The sequence below is a fragment of the Deltaproteobacteria bacterium PRO3 genome (assembly GCA_030263375.1).
Taxonomy (GTDB): domain Bacteria; phylum UBA10199; class UBA10199; order DSSB01; family DSSB01; genus DSSB01.
In genome coordinates this window covers 1-17,887 of the sequence record SZOV01000041.1, presented here as the reverse complement: position 1 = coordinate 17,887, position 17,887 = coordinate 1, and the positions used below count along the sequence as shown (strand labels likewise).

The following is a 17,887-nucleotide window of genomic DNA, read 5'->3' as shown; positions in this document are numbered from 1 at the left end:
TTTTTACTCAGCGGCTCGCCGCCGGCCTGCGGGAATGCTCCACCATCGCGCGCAGGAAATAGACCATCAGTGTGACCGCGGTCAGCGGGATGACATAGCCCAGCATCCAGCCGCTAAACAGGGGCAGGCTATCATGCTGCAGGGATTTCAGGATCAGGAAGAGGGTGTAGGCGACGTAGTAGAGCAGGAAGAGAGCGCCTTCCCAGCGGGCGATGCGATGTCCCGTGAAAAAGATGGGCAGGCAGGCGACCGAGGCGCCGATCATGACCGGGATGTCGAAGCCGAGGGTGGCGGGGGAAAGCGGGATGCCGTCCTTGGCGAGGATGCTGGAGAGCCCGAGGATCGCTAGGATATTGTAGATATTGCTGCCCACCACGTTGCCCACTGCGATATCCCGCTGCCCGCGCAGGGCGGCGACGACCGAGGTGATGACTTCGGGCAGGCTGGTCCCGGCCGCGACCAGAGTCAGTCCGATGACCAACTCGCTGACGCCCAGACCCTTCGCGATGACGATGGCGGAGTCCACCAGCCAGTTCGAGCCGAGGACCAGGGCCCCGAGCCCGCCCAACACCAAGGCGATCGAGACAAGCCAAGTCTTGCCGCGTCCTTCCGCAGTCGCCAGATCGGGAGCGGCTTTCGGTGCCTCGTCTTGCCGCTGCTCCCGCCGACTCTCGCGAATGATGAATACGGTGTAGAAAATCACGGCCGCGACAAGCAAGATTCCGTCAAAGCGATTTAAGGCGCCGTCCAAGCCAAGCAATAACAGCATGAGGGAGGCCCCGATCATGATCGGGACGTCGAGCCGGACCACTTGGCGGTGCACGACCAAGGGCACGATCAAGGCGGAGAGACCCAAAATGAGAAAGATGTTGAAGATGTTGCTGCCGACGACGTTGCCGACGGCGATGTCCAGCTTGTTCTCGTAGACTGCGATCAGGTTGGTCGCCAGCTCGGGCGAGCTGGTCCCGTAGGCGACGACGGTCAGGCCCGCCACCAAGGGCGAAATTTTCATCAAGGCGGCCAGGCGGGAGGCCCCCTTCACCAGGAGCTCCCCGCCCAAGATCAGGAAGGCCAGGCCGAGGGCGAAAAATAGTCCGGTTTCCATCTTATTCCCTCAGGTTGTCCCATCCGAAAACCGGCTGGGCGCGACGCGGGACATCCTTGCGCTTCTCGACGTGGCGCCGGATCGCGTGCCCCAGACGCTCGACGGCCAGGTCGATCGCCGCGTAGAGGTCGGTCCCGGTCTCTTCCACGAAGAGGGACGAGGAGCCGCGCAGCTTGGCCTCGATTTTACAGCATTTGTCCTGGCCCCCTCGGGGTCCGTTGGGGTCGCTCAGTCTCAGGGTCAGGGACAGGATCCGGTCCTCGAAGCGTCCCAGGGCGAAGTGGATACGGCGCCTGGCGTGCTCGCGAATGGCGGGGCTGATCAGCTTTTTGACTCCGCGGATGTCGGTTTTCATAGGTTCTCCTTTGTTTTGGATTCAACGGGGTCAGTGTGCCCAGACCGAAAATATAAAAAAATTAAATAATTTATCGTTAACAGTTCTAAAATATTTAAGTATTATTTTTTCATGGAATGGCTCAACTACCATCATCTGCTCTATTTCTACACCGTCGCCAAGGAGGGCGGCCTGGCGCCGGCCGCGGCAAAACTCTCCTTGTCGCAGCCCGCGATCAGCGCCCAGATCCGCAGCCTCGAGGGCAACCTGGGGGAGAAGCTCTTCGTCCGGGAGGGGAGGCGCCTGACGCTGACCGACGTCGGGAGAAGCGTCTATCGTTACGCCGAGGAAATCTTCGCCTTGGGACGGGACTTGGTCGATTCCGTGAGGGGCCGTCCGACGGGCCGGCCCGTCGAACTCGTCGTCGGGGTGGCCGACGTCGTGCCCAAGGCGGTCGCCTACCGCCTGCTCGAGCCGGTTTTCGCCATGCCCGAGAAGATCCATCTGGTCTGCCGCGAGGACCGTCCCGAGCGGCTCTTGACCGAGCTGGCCCTGCATCAATTGGACCTTGTGATCTCCGACGCGCCGGTCAGTCCTTGGACGAAGCTGCGCGCCTTCAACCATCCGCTGGGCGCCTCGGATACCGCGGTGTTCGGCGCGCCCACCTTGGCTCGAAAGTTCGCCCGCGGCTTTCCCCGCTCGCTGGAGGGCGCGCCCTTCCTGATGCCGGCGGCGCACACGGCGCTGCGGCGCTCCCTCGACGACTGGTTCGAGGCCCGGGGGATCCGTCCCGAGATCGTCGGCGAGTTCGAGGACAGCGCCTTGCTCAAGTCCTTCGGACTGGCCGGCAAGGGGCTCTTCGCCGCGCCCGTCGCGGTGGCGGCGGAGATCTCCCGGCAATACGGGGTTCGGGCGCTGGGCAAGCTAAAGGGGCTCCGCGAGGAATTTTTCGCCATCTCCATCCAAAAGCGGCTGCAAAATCCGGCCCTTCTCGAGCTGACCCGGGTCGCGCGCAAAAAACTGTTCTAAGAAGGCCGCGAATGCATTAGGCCTGAGTGAGCCCATGCCCCGATTCACCGGCCAAACCGTCTTTCTCACCGGCGCCTCCTCCGGGATCGGCGCCGCCCTGGCGCGGGAGTTCGCCCGCGAGGGCGCGGCCCTGGTGTTGACCGCGCGGCGCCTCGACCGCCTCGAGACCCTGGCGGCGGAGCTTCAGGCCTCCGGCGCCCGCGCCCTGGCCTCGGCCTGCGACGTCACCCGCGACGGCGACCTGGAGGCGGCGATGGCGAAGGCGCGGGAGGCCTTCGGCCGCATCGACGTGGTCGTCGCCAACTCCGGCTTCGGAGTGGTGGGGCGCTTCGAGAAGCTCGCCTTGGAAGACTTTCGCCGACAGTTCGAGACCAACGTCTTCGGCCTGTTGCGCACGGTGCGGGCCGGGCTGGAGGACCTGAAGAAATCCCGCGGGCGCCTGGTCCTGATGGGCAGCGTCAGCGGCCATCTCAGCGCCCCCGAGGCCTCGCCCTATTCGATGAGCAAGTTCGCGGTGCGCGCGCTGGCCGAGGCGCTTTACGCCGAGCTGGCGCCCCAGGGGATCTCGGTCACGCTGATCAGCCCGGGCTTCGTGGCGACCGAGATCCGGCACGTGGACAACCAGGGCCTGTATCGGGCGGAGGCGAAGGATCCCGTGCCGGCTTGGCTGCAGATGCCGGCGGAAAAGGCGGCGCGGCAGATCGTGCGCGCGGTCGCGCGGCGGCGGCGGGAGAAGATCGTCACCTGGCACGGCAAGGCCTTCGTCCTGATCGGCCGTCTCTGTCCCGGCCTGATTCCGCGCCTGTTTCGCCGGCTCTCCCGAAAGGTGCGACGTGGCCGCTAGCCGGGTCCAAAAATTTGCGCGCTTGTCTTGCGGCCTGATCGCCGCCCTGACCTTCACGCGGATGCTGCGCGCCGAGACCGCTCCCGCGCCGACGCCCGTCGCGGAGAGCGCCCCGCAAGCGGCGGCCCTGCCCGAGCCCCCCATCGAGGTCTTTCCCTTCGCGATCCCCTATTACGTGCTGAAGGGCGTCACCTATCCGATCTACAAGCTCGGGCACCTCATCGAGAAGAACAAGTATTCGCGCCGCTCGGTCGGATTTTTGACCAACGAGAACCGCAGCTTCTCGGTCTACCCCATCCTGACGGTCGGCGACGGGCGGAAGTTCGGCGGCGGCTTGGGCCTGGCCCACATCGACCTCTTTCGCCGCGACTATCACCTGAAGACGCACTTCATCCTCTATCAGGACCTCGACCAGCGCGCCGTGTTTTCGCTGGGCAACGAGAAGGCCTTCCAAGCCCTCGGCAGGGATTTCTCCTTCGAGTTCGCCTCGACCTGGTACAAGGACGGCGACGAGGACTTCTTCGGTATCGGTCCCGACACCGACGAGTCGGCCAAGAGCGAGTTCGGCCTGAGGCGCTTTACGGTGGGGACGCGTTTCGGCTTCGAGCTGATCCCGAACTTAAGCTTCTCGCCCCGGATCTTCTTCGACACGGCACTCGCCAACAACGGGCATGCCGGCCTCTCCGATCCGGTGGAGGCGAATTTCCCGCCGGCCGAGCTTCCCGGCTTCGGCCGCAACATCTCTTATCTCGACTATGGGTTTCGCCTGGCCCACGACACGCGGGATCCCGACGTCAGCCCCCACCGTGGCGGCCTGCGCGAGCTCGTCTTCCACCGCTTCATGGGGATAGGCCAGAAGGGCTTCGACTACTTCCAGTGGGACGTCGACGTGGAGCAGTATTTCACCCTGGGCCATCCGCGGCTCGTGCTCTGGTTGCACAACGGGTGGACCTTTCAAAACACCTCGGGGGGCAGCCAGATCCCGTTCTACCGCCTGGCGGTGCTGGACGTGAACTCGCCGCTGCGCGGCTTCGACAAGGGGCGTTTCCGCGACCGGGGCAGCGTGGTCTTCAATGTGGAGTTCCGCTATCCGATCTGGGACATCGTCGACGGCACGGTCTTTTTCGATACCGGCCGCGTCTTCGGCGGCATTTCCAATTTCGCCTTCAAGGACTTCAAGTTCACCGGCGGCGGCGGGATCCGGGTGACGGTGAACAAATACTACCTCTTCCGCCTCGAGGCCGCGACGGGAGGGGAGGGTTTGAACGTGATTTTCCGGGCGGTGCAGAATATTTGAGGCGTGACGCGCCGGATCATGGCGCTAGCAACCATTTTCAGGGCCCGACGATAAAGAAAACACTCACGAAGGGGTGGGTGCTTCCTTAATAGGAGGAGCCATGACCCCACCCAATTCCAAAGCCAATCCCGCTCCCGTCGATCCTTTGCAACTCTCCCTGGGGCTGTTTCCGCCTGCGCCCCCTCTGGTGCAAAAGGAGTCGCCCTCGCCCGTCCGGGGCAGGGTGGAGATGAGGGCCGACGGCTCCACTTCGGTGATGGTGGAATTCGATCTTTCCCTTCTGTTGGGCGGCGGCGCAGCCTCCCGAGCCGCGCGAGGCCTGGCGAAGGGCGCCGCCCGCCACGCCGCCTCCAAAGCGGCTTCCGGCCTTGCCCAAGGGGCTTCGGCCGCTCCCTCCGCCGCACCCGGCACCCCTACGACTACCCTCAAGGGTCTCATGGATCGCTTCAGCGACGGGATCGCCCGAGGGCTCGAGACCTTGTTCGGCCCGCCGCCGGCTTGGCTGGTCGACCTGTTCGACGTCTTCTAAAAGAAGCGTAGCGAGACCCATCGAGATCCGAACGTTGCGAATCTTCCTAACGACATGCCGCGTCATTTCCAACTTTACTTCCGGGGCGTGAAATCGTAGTCCTATGCCGCTATGATGGGATCTCGAGGATCCTGAATTCCGGATTGGAGGCTTCTTGGTACGCACCCTGGCTCGCGCGGCGGACGAAAAAGTTCAGTGGGTTAGATCTCTTCCCTTTATCCTCGCTCATTTGATGCCCTTGGCCGCGATCTGGACCGGAGTCCGGCCGCGCGACCTCGTGATCTGCGCGGTCCTGCTTTTCGGGCGGATGTTCTTCATCACGGCGGGCTACCATCGCTATTTCGCCCATCGCAGCTACAAGCTGGGCCGCGTCATGCAATTTATCATGGCCTTCGGAGCGATGACCTCCTCGCAGAAGGGCGTGCTGTGGTGGTCGGGCTATCACCGGCACCACCACCGTTACTCCGACCTGCAAGAGGACATCCATTCTCCTAAAAAAGGTTTTTGGTGGAGCCATGTCGGCTGGATCATGTGTTCGAAGTACCACAAGCCCGACTACTCGCTCATCCCCGACTTCGCGAAATACCCCGAGCTGCGCTTCTTGGATCGTTTTTGGGCCTTGCCGCCGGTGATCCTGGCCGTGTCGGTGTTGCTGCTGTGGGGTTGGAGCGCCCTGTGGATCGGCTTCTTCCTCTCGACGGTCCTGCTTTGGCACAGCACCTTCTTCATCAATTCGCTGGCGCATGTCTTCGGGCGCCGCCGCTACGTGACCACCGATACCTCGCGCAACTCCCTGCTGCTGGCGCTGCTCACGCTGGGCGAGGGCTGGCACAACAACCACCATCATTTTCAGGCCTCGGTCAACCAAGGCTTCTTCTGGTGGGAGATCGACGTGACCTATTATATTTTGAAGGGCCTGGAGTTCCTCGGTCTTGCCCACGACCTGCGCAAGCCGCCGGCCGCGGCCCTGAAGCGCAACCTGATCCGCGACGGCCATCTCGACATCGGCATGTTGAGGGACCTGCCCGCCAAGGCCTTGGACGCCATCGCCCAGACCGCGCAGCACACCAAAGATCGCATCGTCGAGGCGACACAGCAGGTGGCGGGGAGCATCGCCACGACGGCGCAGCAGACCAAGGATCGCCTGGTCGAAGCCACGCAGGAGGCGGCCGAGAGCCTCGCCGGCGCGGGCCGTCCGGGGATCGACCCCGTCGCGCGCTGAGCGCGGGTCTATTCCTCTCCCCGATTTAGCAGCCCGTCTCCATTTCCTCATCTAGGACATTTTTCCGTACAGGCGCGTTTTTCCGCGCTTGGATTTTTTAAGCAACAATCCCTCCGCCGCTCCGAAAGCTTGGCAAAGCCATCTTTTATATAACGGGTTCTTCAGAGGGCGGGGCACATGTTCACGATATCCGGCGACACGCGGACGAGCACGGTCACGCGCGCGCCATCACATCGATCCATTTTACATCCATCGAGTTCAGAGGCGGGCGAGCCCGCGGCGCAAGAGCGGCGCGAATGGCTGGCGGTGCTGCACGCCGATCCGGCCTGGTCCCGGAAATTCGCGCAAAGCCGCGAGTGGCTCGCCTTGGGCGAGGAAAGGGACCCGGCGTTCTTCGACGCGGCCTTGCTGCAATTCGCGCGGCGCCTCGAGTCGGAGGGGCGCGGAGACATCGCCGCGGCCTTGTACGGTGCGGTGGCGGAATTCGCCCACGCTTCGGAATATGCGCCGCGGGCCCGGAGTCGCCTCGAGGTCTTGCGCGGCGGCTCGGCCTTCGGCGACCGTGCCGAGATCCTGCTGCGGCGTTTCGGCGAGGAGACCCTCGATCCCGCGGTCTTGGCGGGGTTCTTCGCCGGCGGCCTGGCCTATCGCCTGGGCCGCGCCTGGGGCCTGGGGCGCCTCGTGGCGAGCCCGGCCTCGTCGCTCCTGAGTCATGCCTTCCTGAGGCGCTCCGCGGCCGCGACGATCGGATTTAGTTTCGAGGTGCCCGCCTTCGTCTTGGCCGCGCGGGGCGCCTCCGCGCTGTTGGGAAGGCCCGGGGCCTTGGACGGATCCGGCTTGGGCCGGGAGCTCGCCTCGGCCGCTGCGGTCTTGGGGCCGATGAAGCTGGTCGCGGCGGGCGGAACGGCGCTGGCCGGCCGCGCCTTCGGAAGCTCTCATGCGATGCGCAGCGCCTTCGTCGGGGCCTCGGCCTTGGGCGGGATCTTTCTCGGCCATCGCTTCGAGCAGGCCTTGGGACTCAAGCCCGGACAGGCGGCCGCCTTGACGCTTTTGGATTCCCTGGTGCTCTTGCTGCAGGCCCGCGTCGGCGGCGGGCTGCTGGAGGCGACGGTCCTCGGCCGTCTGCGCCCTTGGGAGCTGGGCTGGGAGAGGCGCTTGAGCCTTCCGCAAAGTCCGACGCCGCCCGTCCCCGGACCGAGGCCTTTGGAATTCGCCGAGGCGCGCGCCTACGCGGGCCCGGGCGTCCCTTCGCCCTCGGCGGCGAAGGTCGATCCCGCTCCCGCCAAGGGCTTCGGCGTTTCGCTGATGAGCTCGACGCGCGACGGGGGCTTCACGCCGAGGCTCGTCGCCTTCGAGCGCGGCGCCCTGGCCTGGGGCGGAAGCGGGGCCCTGCAGTGGCTCTTGGAGCTGCGCCGCCATTATGAGAGCAAGGCCGGCCCCGGTAAATCGGAGGCCCTCGAGCTGTGGTGGATCCCCGAGAGTCCGGTGGATACCGTCCTGCTCAACGACTTCGGCATGCGCTATCGCCGGGAGCAGGGGCTCTTGGAGCGCGTCAACGTCGCCTCGCGGCCCGCGGTGCGCGCCTTTTGGCCGGTGTTGCGCAAGGGCGAGGCCTTCGTCCACACCGCGGATCTTTCCAGCGACATCGGCAGGGTCTTGAACAAATGGACGGAACGGGAGGACCCCGGCCTGCGCGCCCTGCTCAACGCCCAGTGGTTGGGCCTGCAATTCGACAATCTCTGCCGCAACAAGCCCGGCTTCGTGGAAAGGGTGCGCGAGGGCGGGAAGGAATTTTTGATCTTCGAAAAGGGCAGGCGGCAACTATTGCCGCCGAACCTGTCCCTCTTCGCCAGCCCCACCGATCCGCGCAGCCTGGAGACGCGGGCCGCAGTGTCCCATTTTCAAAATCAATATTGGGAACGAACCCCCGCCGAGGCCGCGCTGATCTTCGGCGAAAGGCTGGGCGAGGACTTGCCGCGCGGCACGGTCATCACCCAATACCTCGATCCGCGCGCCCTGATGCTGCCCAACTGGGCGGGACCGCGCGGTCTGGGCGCGGGCACCCGATTTTTTTTCATCCAGGGGCTGCGCTCTTGGGTGGCGGAGGTTTCCGGCTCGCAGCTTCGGGACGTGACCGCCGAGGAGTCTCCCGCGCGCCTGGCTTTGCTGCGCGAGTGGACGAATCCAAAGCCGGAGGCGAAGCCTGCGGAGAGCGAGGCGACGCCCGCGCCGGAGCGAAGCGCCTCCGCCAGGGTGGAGCCGGCGGGGGAGGCGACGGGAGAGGCGCCCGGGACGAGACGCTATCCGACGGAGAATTATCCCGAGGCGGTGTTCGGCGCGAGCACGGTTCCCTATCCCGAGCTCTACCCGAAGCCGATCGAGCCCGAGGTCTCCCTGCCGATGACCACGCGGCATCGCGCGGCGACGCCGCAGCCCGTGGGAACCGGCCCGACGGACAAACTGCCGGAGGCCGACGCGGCGCCGACGGCGCCCTTCGCCGAGCCGCGGCGTGCGGCGACGCCGCGGGTCTTTCCGCTTCCGGCGCCGGAGCCGAGCGCCAAGGCCGCGAGGTCCAGCGTCCCCGTCTTTGAAAAAGATCCCATTGGAAAAGACCCCACGCTGGAGCTCACGCCGGAATTGAGCCAACAGATGTTGGGAAAGAAGCCCTTGCCCTTCGACGACACCGTCGAGATGAGCCCCGTCCAGATCGCGGAGGCGCGTCGGGGCGCGATAGGGAAGGGTTGGACGTCGGGACCGCGCCGATTGCTCTCTGATTTGAAACGAGACCTCGCCCAGGTCTGGAGGCGGCGCGCCTGGGTCTGGGCGGAGCTTCGGGTCCGCGTCTACAGTTTCCTCGGCCGGACCCCGCCGCCCGCTCTGCTCGAGCAGGTGCGAAGCTATCGGGAATCCTTTAGAAAATAGCCTATTACCTTTCCATTGACAGGCGGGCCTTGGGTCTATATCTACGCCCGAGCTTTAGGGAGTCACCCTCCCTGGCTGGCCAGGTAGCTCAGTCGGTAGAGCAGAGGACTGAAAATCCTTGTGTCGGCGGTTCGATTCCGTCCCTGGCCACAGCTGCTGCAAGCCCATTTACTAATGATCGTTAGTAAATGGGTTTTTTTCTGAACAATCGCATCAAATACTCCCTCCTTTTAACAGCCTCTCCTTTGGTCCCCGTTCAAGTCGGGGGACATTTCTTTAGAGCTTGACTCAAAAAATCGAAGCGGATAAGTAATCAACTAATGAAAGTAATTTTCAATAACAATATTCCAGGAATCATAGATTGTTATAAAATCCGAGTTACTTAAATATTCATCGGTATCGCATCATTTTGGACGGGCCGAATACTTGAAAATATATTTCATAATAATAACCGAATAAGGATTCGGCACCCGCCATGTTCCGCGAAAAAGTCGTTTTTTTTCTGACCGCAACCTTGTTTTTGACCTCGACATCGAAGGGTCCCGAAGTCATGGCCCAAGAAATCAATCAAGAAACCGAGTTCATCCTTCCGGAAATCACCGTGGACGCCGTTCAGGACCGCTCCCGCATCAACACCCTCGACCCAAGCTCCGTCGTGCCCAAGACCACGATCACCGAAAAAGAAATCCAAGAGCTGGACGCCAAGACGGCGGCCGATGCCGTCATCTTGAGTCCCGGAGTGACCCCCGTCGGGCCGGGAGACAACGGGGATCGATTCGAAAACGTCCAGATCCGAGGTTTCGATCCCAACTACACATTGACCTTGATCAACGGGCAGCGCGTGACGTCTCAATCGGTGGACGGCAAGTTCGACCTCTCCACGATCAACGCCGATGAAATCGAAAAGATCGAGATCATCCGTGGACCGCAAGCCTTGCTCTACGGCTCCGACGCCATCGGCGGGGTGGTCAATATCGTGATGAAAATTCCGAAAGACCGCTTGGGCGCGGGAGTGTCCGCGGGTTACGGCCAGTTGAACACCTTCCGTTCCCGCACCTTCGTGGAGGGGCCCCTTTCAAAAAAATTTCGAGCAAGGCTGGACGGACGTTACGACTTCTCCGACGGCTTCACCGACAGCTTCGATTTGGATCGCGATCTTCGGCAGCAAACCCTGAAGGCCGACGCCAAACCGCAGCGTACCGGCGAGGCGAGGGCCGATTTTCACCTCGACATCGGCGAAAAAGCGACGGGCCGTTTTTCGGCGCGTTACCTTAACCGCAACCTATCCATCGAAAAGCGTTTCAGTAAGTTCGTGGAAGAGGGGGTCGAGGGCGGGAGCGACAGAAAACAAGACATCAGCGGGACCGCCGTGCTCGAAAGGCATGGGTTGTGGGGAGGTCGGGGCGAACTGAGCTTAAACAGTTACACCTCCTTTTTTGACAAAAAGCGCGGCAAAGATTTCGTGCGTCGGGATGCCGGGCGGTTCATCTTTCGCGAGGAATCGTCCCAGCGGGAAGACGTGTTCGATACCCTGCTTTCCGGTAGGTTGCTGTACGAACGGCCCTTGGGCAAGCACAACCGGCTCACCGCGTGGACGGAAACCCGTTGGCAAAAACGGAGCTCCGAAGTTCGGGGTCAGACCCAGCGGTTCGACGAGGAGGATCGTGTTATCGCCGACAATACCTCGGACAAAGCTGAAAAAATCTACAGCAAGCAGGAGATTTTTCTGGTCGGCGGCGTCCAGGACGAGATCAGCTTCAAGCGTCACGGTGCGACGGCCGGAGTGCGGGTGGAAAAGGCGCGCAGTTGGCCATTGGCCGTCACCCCCGCCGCGGGCCTCCGGTTCGGCGTGACGCCCGACATGGATATCCGGGCCAACGCGGGATTCGGGTATAAGTTTCCCACCCTTGAAGAACTCACCCGTTCCCCCGTCCCCGAGCTGGACATCGACGGCACCCGCTTCGTCGCCGGAAACCCCGATCTCAAGCCGGAGCGTTCCAGGCAATACGAGATCGTCTTCGACCAGCGCCTCTCCGATGTCGTCGGTTATTCGGTGACGGGATTTTTCAACCAATTCTATGACAAGATCGAGACCGGGATCGTCGACGACTTTTTGGGGACGGATCTTCCCTTGGAGACCAAGGTCAATATCGGACGCGCCTATACCGCGGGTTCGGAGATCGACATCAAATTCAGCCCGTTGAAAAATTTCGGCGGGCGCGTCAATTATTCCTATCTTTGGACCCGTAACTTGGATACGGGGGCCCCGCTCAACGAGGCTCCGACCCATCGGGTGAACCTGCTTTTGAACACCCGAATTCCCAAGGTCGACGTCCACGTGGACCTCTCCTTCAGCTATATCTCGAGTCGGAAGCGGATCGATGCCCTGTCGGGGGTGGAAAAGGCCGATTCGCCCATGGCGCCGCTTTACCTGGCGCGGCTTCATTTATCGAAAGAATGGGGCAAGGGGTTCTCCACGGATCTATCGGTCGAAAATCTTTTCAACGTCAAATGGGATCGCGACAATGACGGCGATACGGATATGCCCGGTATTGGCGTGTTTACCACCGTTTCATGGAAAAACCCGTTAAGGAAAAAAATCGAAGCCGAGAGCCGTCCGGCGGAGAGCGAAATTCATTAGGGAGACAAATAATGAAAGCATTCATTACGACATTCATTGCCGCATTGGCGGCCTTATCCGCAGGACTTCCCGACGCCCAAGCCGACATCGTGATTCAAAGGGAATTCGATCCGGCGAAAAACGGCGCATGGAGCGTCATCGATCTGGGCACCTCCCAGGACAACCAAAACGCGGTGGATCCAAAAAAATTGGCCGTGGGACCCGATGGGACGGTGTACTTGGCCGTCAAGGCCCCGCTGGATGGGCCTCCCCTGGAAGGTCGAATCCTCAAGATTCAAGGCGACAGCGCCGTCTCCAATGCGGGCAGCGGCCTCGAGGCGGGCGACGTGGGGGCCCTGTTCGCCGACGACGGCGGTCTTTATGCGGCGACGAAGGGGACGGCCGCCGATAAAACTTCGAATCTCTATCGCCTGAACGGCGGGGTTTGGACCAAGCTCGCCGCCGCGGGCCTCGAGTCGGACATCCTGTCGCTGGCCGCCCTGGACGGAGTCCTTTACGCCGGCACCAATAACGACGGCGTCTATCGATTGTCCGGAAATCAGCTCGTCCGCGTCGGGGCGACGACCACCGTCTTGCCCGAGGGATATTCTTGGGAATTGGTGGGCGATTATGCCGCCGAACTGGAAAAGCTCGCCGCGACCTCGTTGAGCGATATCTTCACCATCGGTAAAGATCACCGCGTTCGTCGCTACGACGGGCTGGCCTGGGAGGATTTGGGAAATCTGTCCGAAACGACTTACGACGCCGAAGGCGTTCCCTTGACGACGCCCTTGCGCGAGTTGAAGAGCATCGCGCTGTTCAACGGCGCCGCATACGTCGGCACCAAGGGCCGTACAGGATCGACCGAGGGTGCCGACAAGGGCGCCGTCTGGCGATGGAACGGCGCTTCCTGGGACCGGCTGGGCGCCACCGCCATGAACAAGGAGGTAAAATCCCTTATCCCCTTTTCGGAAAACGATATCCTCGCCGGCACCAACGAGGGGGGCGTCTTCCAATGGGACGGCGGCACTTGGACCGCCAGGAACACGGGCCTCCCCCCCACCGACGGCAAAATCAACGCCGATACCCTGACCTTGGGGTCGGACGGAAATCTCTACGTCGCTTTGAAGAACAAGCTTTATCGTTCCGTCGACCACGCGGCGAATTGGACGGAAGTCGGCTTCTTTCCGTTCGGGGAAGAAATCCGGTCGATCGGCACGGACGCCTCCGGCAACGTCTTCGTGGGCGTCAAGTTGGGGGCCGGCACCGGTATGGTTTTCCGTCTGGTGGGAGACGCTTTCGTCGCCGTTGGAGAAGAGTTTGGCAAGGAAGTCCGGAGCCTGCTGGTGCTCTCGACCACCGAAACTTACGCCTCGCTCGGAGGGGGCGGTGGATCCTTCCGATGGGACGGCGTCGCCTGGGAGAGCATCCTGGGCGACATCACGGGAAACGCCGCCGACTTCAAGCAGCTGCTGCTTTTGGGGACCGACTACCTCGCCGCTACCAAGAACGGCGTGCAGCAGGGACTATTCACCAACGACGTAACGACCATCGGTTCTCCCTTGCTGCAAAAGGAGACGAACGGACTTTGGGTGCATGACGGCGCTCTTTTCGCCGGTCTAAAGCTGGGAGGGGTATTCCGTTTGCAGGACGACCCTTCCACCGACGACGGCAGGGGATTCGTCAAGGCGGACCTCGGATTGCCCGAAGTCGAGCTCAGCGGCTTCCGACAACTGGGCGACGAGATCGTCGCCCTCGGCATGGGTAGTCTTCTGTATTCGGCCACCCAAGGCGGCGCCGCCGAAGGCGTCGACTTCGACCCCTTGGGGAGCAATCCGGGACAGGCGGTCCTCGACGGCGACGGAAATTTGATTTTCACGGGTGAGACGGCATTTAGCTCGGTGCTGCGCTACGGAGACCTTTTGTTCGCCGGGACCGCCGACGGGCTCTTCCATTCTTCCGACGAAGGCGTCACCTGGGAGTTGTTCAACGGTCCGGCCGAGGTTCGGGACATGCTTCTGCTCGGCTCGAAGCTTTACGTCGCCGTGCGTGGCGAGCTGACGCCCGACCCGGTGGGGGCGCCGACCGTCAAGGTGAAAACGGCTTCGGTCTTCATCCTGGACCTGAACGAGGCGACCTTGGGAGAGGGTTCGGATCCCGCCGGCGGAGGCTGTAGCCTTGCGAGGGGCACCCCGCGTTCGGGTGACTTGGCTGTCCAGGCCCTACTTGTCCTATTCGTGTTGGGAGCCGCCTTGTTGCCCAAATGTTTTCTGAAAAGGAGGGAGTCATGAGCAAGGGTTTGACGCTGCTGAAGGGCAGCCGCAAGATACACACCTGGGTGGGCATTGCCTTGGGGCTTTTCGTCGCCTTCGAGGCGGTCACCGCCCTCTATCTCTTGAACAAGAAATACTTCCCCGGCCTCGAGGCCGCGGCGGTGCCTTGGGAGGCGAGCGGTTACGATAAATCGGAGCCTTCGCCGGTCCGGACCGTCGTGACCGATCCCACAGCCCCACAGCGAAAATTGCTCGGCACCAAATACGGCATCGTCGAATCGGTCGCCGCGGCGGAAGCGGCTCCCGTGGACCGATGGCTCCCGGGCGAGACCGCCGGCCAGGACGTCAAATCCCTGCTTTTCCACGACGGGCGTCTCTTCGTCGGTCTCGGCAAAGGCATGGGACTTTTGTCCTGCTCGACGGACGCGCAAAGCTGTAAGCTCGTCGGAGCCTTTCGCGACATCCATGGCTTGAGCGTGCTGCCCGGCGGCGATTTGTTGGTTGCCGCCGAAAAAGAAGGGGCCTACGCCTTCAAGCCCGCCTCAGGAGAAAAGGTCCGGCTCGCGGAGGCCGCTCTCCAGAAGCCGCTTTACGTCCAGCCCCTGACCTGGGGAAAGCTGCTGGAGGATCTCCATACCGGCGAGATCTTCGGCGGTCGCTTCATGATCTTTTGGGACCTGCTTTCCTACGCGCTCATCGCTTACGTGATCACCGGCTTTTATATTTGGCTGAAACCGATCCTCATCCGGCGTTCCCGCCAAAAGGCGCAGCCGGGGGCTGCGGCGGGCGCCGCGGCGGCCAAGGCCGGATAAGAAACAGGGAATCGAAATCATGCTGATCCTCCGGGCGATTTTGATCTCCTCCATCATCCACTTGGCCTTTTTCCCCTTGGCATCGTGGTGGAACGGGGACGAGCCGGCGGAAAATCAGGTGTCGTCGGTCGAGAGGCGCGATCTGGAATTGAGCGTCTTACTTGTCTCCGGCGTCGCCGAGCCTTCCAGCCTGCCGGCCCCGGCACCGCGAAAAGTCCAGCGGCCTCGGGAACAGGAAGAAGGGATCGCGAAGCCGAAGAAGGAGGTCCGGCACGAAAGCAGCGAAACGGTTGCCGCCCCGACCGGCGTGCAAGAAACCCCTCAGACGGCGAATCGGCAGCCGGAAGGGATCAGCGGAGCCGCTCCTTCCCAAGGAGCGGTCTCCTACGAGGAATATCTTCGGCAGGTTCAGCGGAAAATCGCGCGGCGTCGGAGCTATCCGTCTCTTGCGCGACAGCGGGGTATCGAGGGTCGGGTGACGGCTCTGCTGGTGATCGACGGCGCGGGGAGGCTGGTAAGCGTCGATATCCTGAAGTCGGACCATGACTTGCTCTCCGACGGGGCCCTCGCCACCATTCGCAACGCCAGCCCCTTCCCGGCGCCGCCGACACATTTGGCGAGCTCTAATTTGAAGGTCTCCGTTCCCATCACCTATCGCATTTCGGAAATGGACAGTTGAGCCATGGAAAACGTCATTCATTTTTTTCAAGTGAGCGGTTGGACGATGTGGGGGATTGCGGCTTGTTCCGTGCTGGCCCTGGCCGTTTTTGTCGAGAAGGTTTGGTCTTTGCGACGAGGAAGCGTCATTCCGCGGGGCCTGCCGGAGCGGATCGAGCGCATGGTCCGGGAAAATCGAATTCCCGAGGCGATAAGCCTTTGCAGGGAAGACGACGCTTCGCTCAACCGCGTCATCGAAGCGGGCCTGGAAAACGCGGGCAAAAGCCGCGAGCAAATCAAGGAAATTGTTCTGGAGGTGGGGGAGCGGGAGATCAACGAGCTGGAAAAATACATGAACATCCTGAACACCGCGATATACGTCGCTCCAATGCTCGGCTTTTTGGGGACGGTGCTCGGCATGTCCCAGCTGTTTTCCAGCGTGGCGGCGGCGGGCGAAGTGACCAACGTCGGGATGATTGCGGGCGGCATCTATAAGGCGTTGTATACGACCATCGCCGGCATCACCGTCTCGATTCCCGCCACCATTTTTTACCGCTATTTGACCTCAAAAACGGACCGCCTCGTTTTGGAGATGGAAAAGATCTCCCTTAAAATCGTGGACTTGATCAAAGGGGCCTAGTCATGGGGTTTCGCAGGCGAAAACGGCAGGAGGAAGGGATCAACATGACCCCGTTGCTCGACGTGATGTTCATTCTATTGATATTCATCGTCGTCTCCGCCCAGTACACGAACATCCAAGCCATGAAGGTTCGTTTTCCCAAGGCGGAGACCGGCAAGAGCGTGGAAAAAATCGACAAAGTGATCATCGGTGTGACGAAACAAGAAGAGATCCTGCTCGACGGACGGCTCGTCGACGCGAGGGCCCTGGAGGCCGCGCTCGATCCGCTGGGAAAGAAAATCCCTCCCCCGGCGGTCTTCATTCAGGCCGACGAAGGCGCCACGACGGGAAAGCTCGTCACCGTCATGGATGTGGCCTCCAAGGCTGGCCTAAGCCAAATCTCCATCCAAACAAAAAAATAAGGGTGCCGGCGTCTGTAAGGCCTACCGCTGTGCTCCAAAAGATGATTTGGGGAAAGGTTCAATTCTCCTAGGCGGTGGAATTCAATTCCATTCCCGGCCACAATTTTCCTTCTCACAAATATAATTTGCAATTCCCCAAGGGGCCCCGGATAATTTTGTCCTGACCCTGCGATATTTGGCCGATCTATCATCCCTTGCTTCAGGGGGCTCCGTGAAAAACGCCATTGTTATCCTGGTCTTCTGGGTAGTCTTCCTTGTCGTCATTCCGCTCCAAGCCCAATCCGATGCCTGGCCCCGCAAGTACCAGGGAAAGAACGGACAATTGGTCGTCTATCCGCCGCAGGTGGATAGTTGGAAGGATCAATCCGTCTTGGAGGCGAGCCTCGCCGCGGCGGTGACGCCCCAGGGAAGCAAGACAGCAACCTTGGGCACCTTCAAGATCACCGGCCATACCGAGGTGGACAAAGAGACGCGTCAGGTTCGTATTCAAAACATCCAGTTGGCCGAGGTGAATTTTCCCGCCCTGGACCCCCAGCGGGTTCCGGACCTCACCAAGGCGCTTCAAAGCATCCTGCCGCAAAATGACCTCGTGATTTCCCTGGATCGAATCCTGACGAGCCTGCATCAGTCGCAGGCCTTGGACAAGACGGTGCAGGTCAAGGACGACCCGCCGCCGATTTATTTCAGTACTACGCCCGCCCTCCTGGTTCAGATCGACGGGCAGCCGGTTTGGAGCCCGATCGCGGGGACCCAACTCAAGTACGCGGTCAATACCAACTGGGACCTCTTTCAAGACGCTGGCGGCCTCCTCTTCCTCCGCAATGAAAATACTTGGCTCAAGGCCCCGCAACTGTATGGGCCCTGGGAGGCGGCCGGGGCCTTGCCCGCGGATTTTCAGAATCTCCCGAAGAACGACGCCAACTGGAAAGACGTCCTCGCCAGCCTTCCGGGAAAGGCCCTTGCCCCCGGTCAGGTGCCGACGGTGTTCGTGAGCCCGGTGCCCGCGGAGATGATCGTGACGGAGGGGACGCCGAAGCTGGCGCCGATCCCGGGAACCCACCTTTCCTACGTCTCCAACACGGGCAGCGACCTGTTTGTCTACGCGGGAGATCGAAACTATTATTACGCGGTCTCCGGGCGCTGGTTCAAAAGCCCCGGGGGGCCGGGCTCGACCTGGAGCTTCGCCTCGAACAGCTTGCCGG

Annotated in this window: 14 protein-coding genes, 1 tRNA gene and 1 pseudogene; 13 read left to right on the top strand and 3 right to left on the bottom strand. The window is 62.0% G+C overall.

The window, feature by feature from the left end:
• Nucleotides 1-7: 7 nt before the first annotated feature.
• The gene (locus tag FBR05_08060; protein MDL1872147.1) at nt 8-1,105 is read right to left on the bottom strand and encodes a calcium/sodium antiporter; all 1,098 of its coding nucleotides are present in this window, start codon (nt 1,103-1,105) and stop codon (nt 8-10) included.
• A gap of 1 nt (nt 1,106) precedes the next feature.
• Entirely contained in the window at nt 1,107-1,460 is a 354-nt protein-coding gene (raiA, locus tag FBR05_08055; GenBank protein ID MDL1872146.1) for a ribosome-associated translation inhibitor RaiA, read from the bottom strand.
• Nucleotides 1,461-1,571: 111 nt separating this feature from the next.
• On the opposite strand from raiA, the gene FBR05_08050 reads away from it, so the two are divergent.
• The 5 genes from FBR05_08050 to FBR05_08030 all read left to right on the top strand — a co-directional run bounded on the left by FBR05_08050 (nt 1,572) and on the right by FBR05_08030 (nt 6,360).
• Nucleotides 1,572-2,468, top strand: a complete 897-nt coding sequence (locus FBR05_08050) for a LysR family transcriptional regulator (GenBank protein ID MDL1872145.1) — start codon at nt 1,572-1,574, stop codon at nt 2,466-2,468.
• A 34-nt stretch (nt 2,469-2,502) separates the two neighbouring features.
• Nucleotides 2,503-3,312, top strand: coding sequence for an SDR family oxidoreductase (locus FBR05_08045; GenBank protein MDL1872144.1), 810 nt, complete (start codon nt 2,503-2,505; stop codon nt 3,310-3,312).
• Nucleotides 3,302-4,609, top strand: a complete 1,308-nt coding sequence (locus FBR05_08040; GenBank protein MDL1872143.1) for a hypothetical protein — start codon at nt 3,302-3,304, stop codon at nt 4,607-4,609. Before FBR05_08045 ends, FBR05_08040 begins: the two co-directional genes overlap by 11 nt.
• A gap of 100 nt (nt 4,610-4,709) precedes the next feature.
• Nucleotides 4,710-5,138 (top strand): hypothetical protein, encoded by a 429-nt coding sequence (locus FBR05_08035; protein MDL1872142.1) that lies wholly within the window; start codon nt 4,710-4,712, stop codon nt 5,136-5,138.
• A 232-nt stretch (nt 5,139-5,370) separates the two neighbouring features.
• A complete protein-coding gene (locus FBR05_08030) occupies nt 5,371-6,360 on the top strand; it encodes an acyl-CoA desaturase (protein ID MDL1872141.1) in 990 nt (329 codons plus the stop codon).
• A gap of 751 nt (nt 6,361-7,111) precedes the next feature.
• Here the strand turns inward: FBR05_08030 and FBR05_08025 are convergent.
• Nucleotides 7,112-7,351 (bottom strand): annotated as a pseudogene (locus FBR05_08025) (XRE family transcriptional regulator).
• Between the two features lie 2,008 nt (nt 7,352-9,359).
• On the opposite strand from FBR05_08025, the gene FBR05_08020 reads away from it, so the two are divergent.
• The 8 genes from FBR05_08020 to FBR05_07985 all read left to right on the top strand — a co-directional run.
• Nucleotides 9,360-9,432 (top strand) — tRNA-Phe (locus FBR05_08020).
• Between the two features lie 325 nt (nt 9,433-9,757).
• Nucleotides 9,758-11,923, top strand: coding sequence for a TonB-dependent receptor (locus tag FBR05_08015; GenBank protein MDL1872140.1), 2,166 nt, complete (start codon nt 9,758-9,760; stop codon nt 11,921-11,923).
• 11 nt (nt 11,924-11,934) lie between these two features.
• On the top strand, nt 11,935-14,193 hold the full coding sequence (locus FBR05_08010; protein MDL1872139.1) for a hypothetical protein: 2,259 nt from the start codon (nt 11,935-11,937) through the stop codon (nt 14,191-14,193).
• The gene (locus FBR05_08005) at nt 14,166-14,987 is read left to right on the top strand and encodes a PepSY domain-containing protein (GenBank protein ID MDL1872138.1); all 822 of its coding nucleotides are present in this window, start codon (nt 14,166-14,168) and stop codon (nt 14,985-14,987) included. Before FBR05_08010 ends, FBR05_08005 begins: the two co-directional genes overlap by 28 nt.
• Before the next feature lie 19 nt (nt 14,988-15,006).
• Nucleotides 15,007-15,666, top strand: coding sequence for an energy transducer TonB (locus FBR05_08000; protein MDL1872137.1), 660 nt, complete (start codon nt 15,007-15,009; stop codon nt 15,664-15,666).
• Nucleotides 15,667-15,669: 3 nt separating this feature from the next.
• Nucleotides 15,670-16,284, top strand: coding sequence for a MotA/TolQ/ExbB proton channel family protein (locus FBR05_07995; GenBank protein ID MDL1872136.1), 615 nt, complete (start codon nt 15,670-15,672; stop codon nt 16,282-16,284).
• 2 nt (nt 16,285-16,286) lie between these two features.
• A complete protein-coding gene (locus FBR05_07990) occupies nt 16,287-16,685 on the top strand; it encodes a biopolymer transporter ExbD (protein ID MDL1872135.1) in 399 nt (132 codons plus the stop codon).
• Nucleotides 16,686-16,896: 211 nt separating this feature from the next.
• On the top strand, nt 16,897-17,887 hold a 991-nt coding region (locus FBR05_07985), incomplete at its 3' end, for a hypothetical protein (protein MDL1872134.1).

Excerpts from the sequence above, each read along its gene's own strand:
- FBR05_08035 (MDL1872142.1), top strand. The coding sequence starts at position 4,710 with ATGACCCCACCCAATTCCAAAGCCAATCCCGCTCCCGTCGATCCTTTG.
- FBR05_07990 (MDL1872135.1), top strand. The coding sequence starts at position 16,287 with ATGGGGTTTCGCAGGCGAAAACGGCAGGAGGAAGGGATCAACATGACC.
- FBR05_08015 (MDL1872140.1), top strand. The coding sequence starts at position 9,758 with ATGTTCCGCGAAAAAGTCGTTTTTTTTCTGACCGCAACCTTGTTTTTG.
- FBR05_07995 (MDL1872136.1), top strand. The coding sequence starts at position 15,670 with ATGGAAAACGTCATTCATTTTTTTCAAGTGAGCGGTTGGACGATGTGG.
- FBR05_08000 (MDL1872137.1), top strand. The coding sequence starts at position 15,007 with ATGCTGATCCTCCGGGCGATTTTGATCTCCTCCATCATCCACTTGGCC.
- FBR05_08005 (MDL1872138.1), top strand. The coding sequence starts at position 14,166 with ATGTTTTCTGAAAAGGAGGGAGTCATGAGCAAGGGTTTGACGCTGCTG.
- FBR05_08060 (MDL1872147.1), bottom strand. The coding sequence starts at position 1,105 with ATGGAAACCGGACTATTTTTCGCCCTCGGCCTGGCCTTCCTGATCTTG.
- FBR05_08010 (MDL1872139.1), top strand. The coding sequence starts at position 11,935 with ATGAAAGCATTCATTACGACATTCATTGCCGCATTGGCGGCCTTATCC.
- FBR05_08050 (MDL1872145.1), top strand. The coding sequence starts at position 1,572 with ATGGAATGGCTCAACTACCATCATCTGCTCTATTTCTACACCGTCGCC.
- FBR05_08030 (MDL1872141.1), top strand. The coding sequence starts at position 5,371 with ATGCCCTTGGCCGCGATCTGGACCGGAGTCCGGCCGCGCGACCTCGTG.
- FBR05_08045 (MDL1872144.1), top strand. The coding sequence starts at position 2,503 with ATGCCCCGATTCACCGGCCAAACCGTCTTTCTCACCGGCGCCTCCTCC.
- raiA (MDL1872146.1), bottom strand. The coding sequence starts at position 1,460 with ATGAAAACCGACATCCGCGGAGTCAAAAAGCTGATCAGCCCCGCCATT.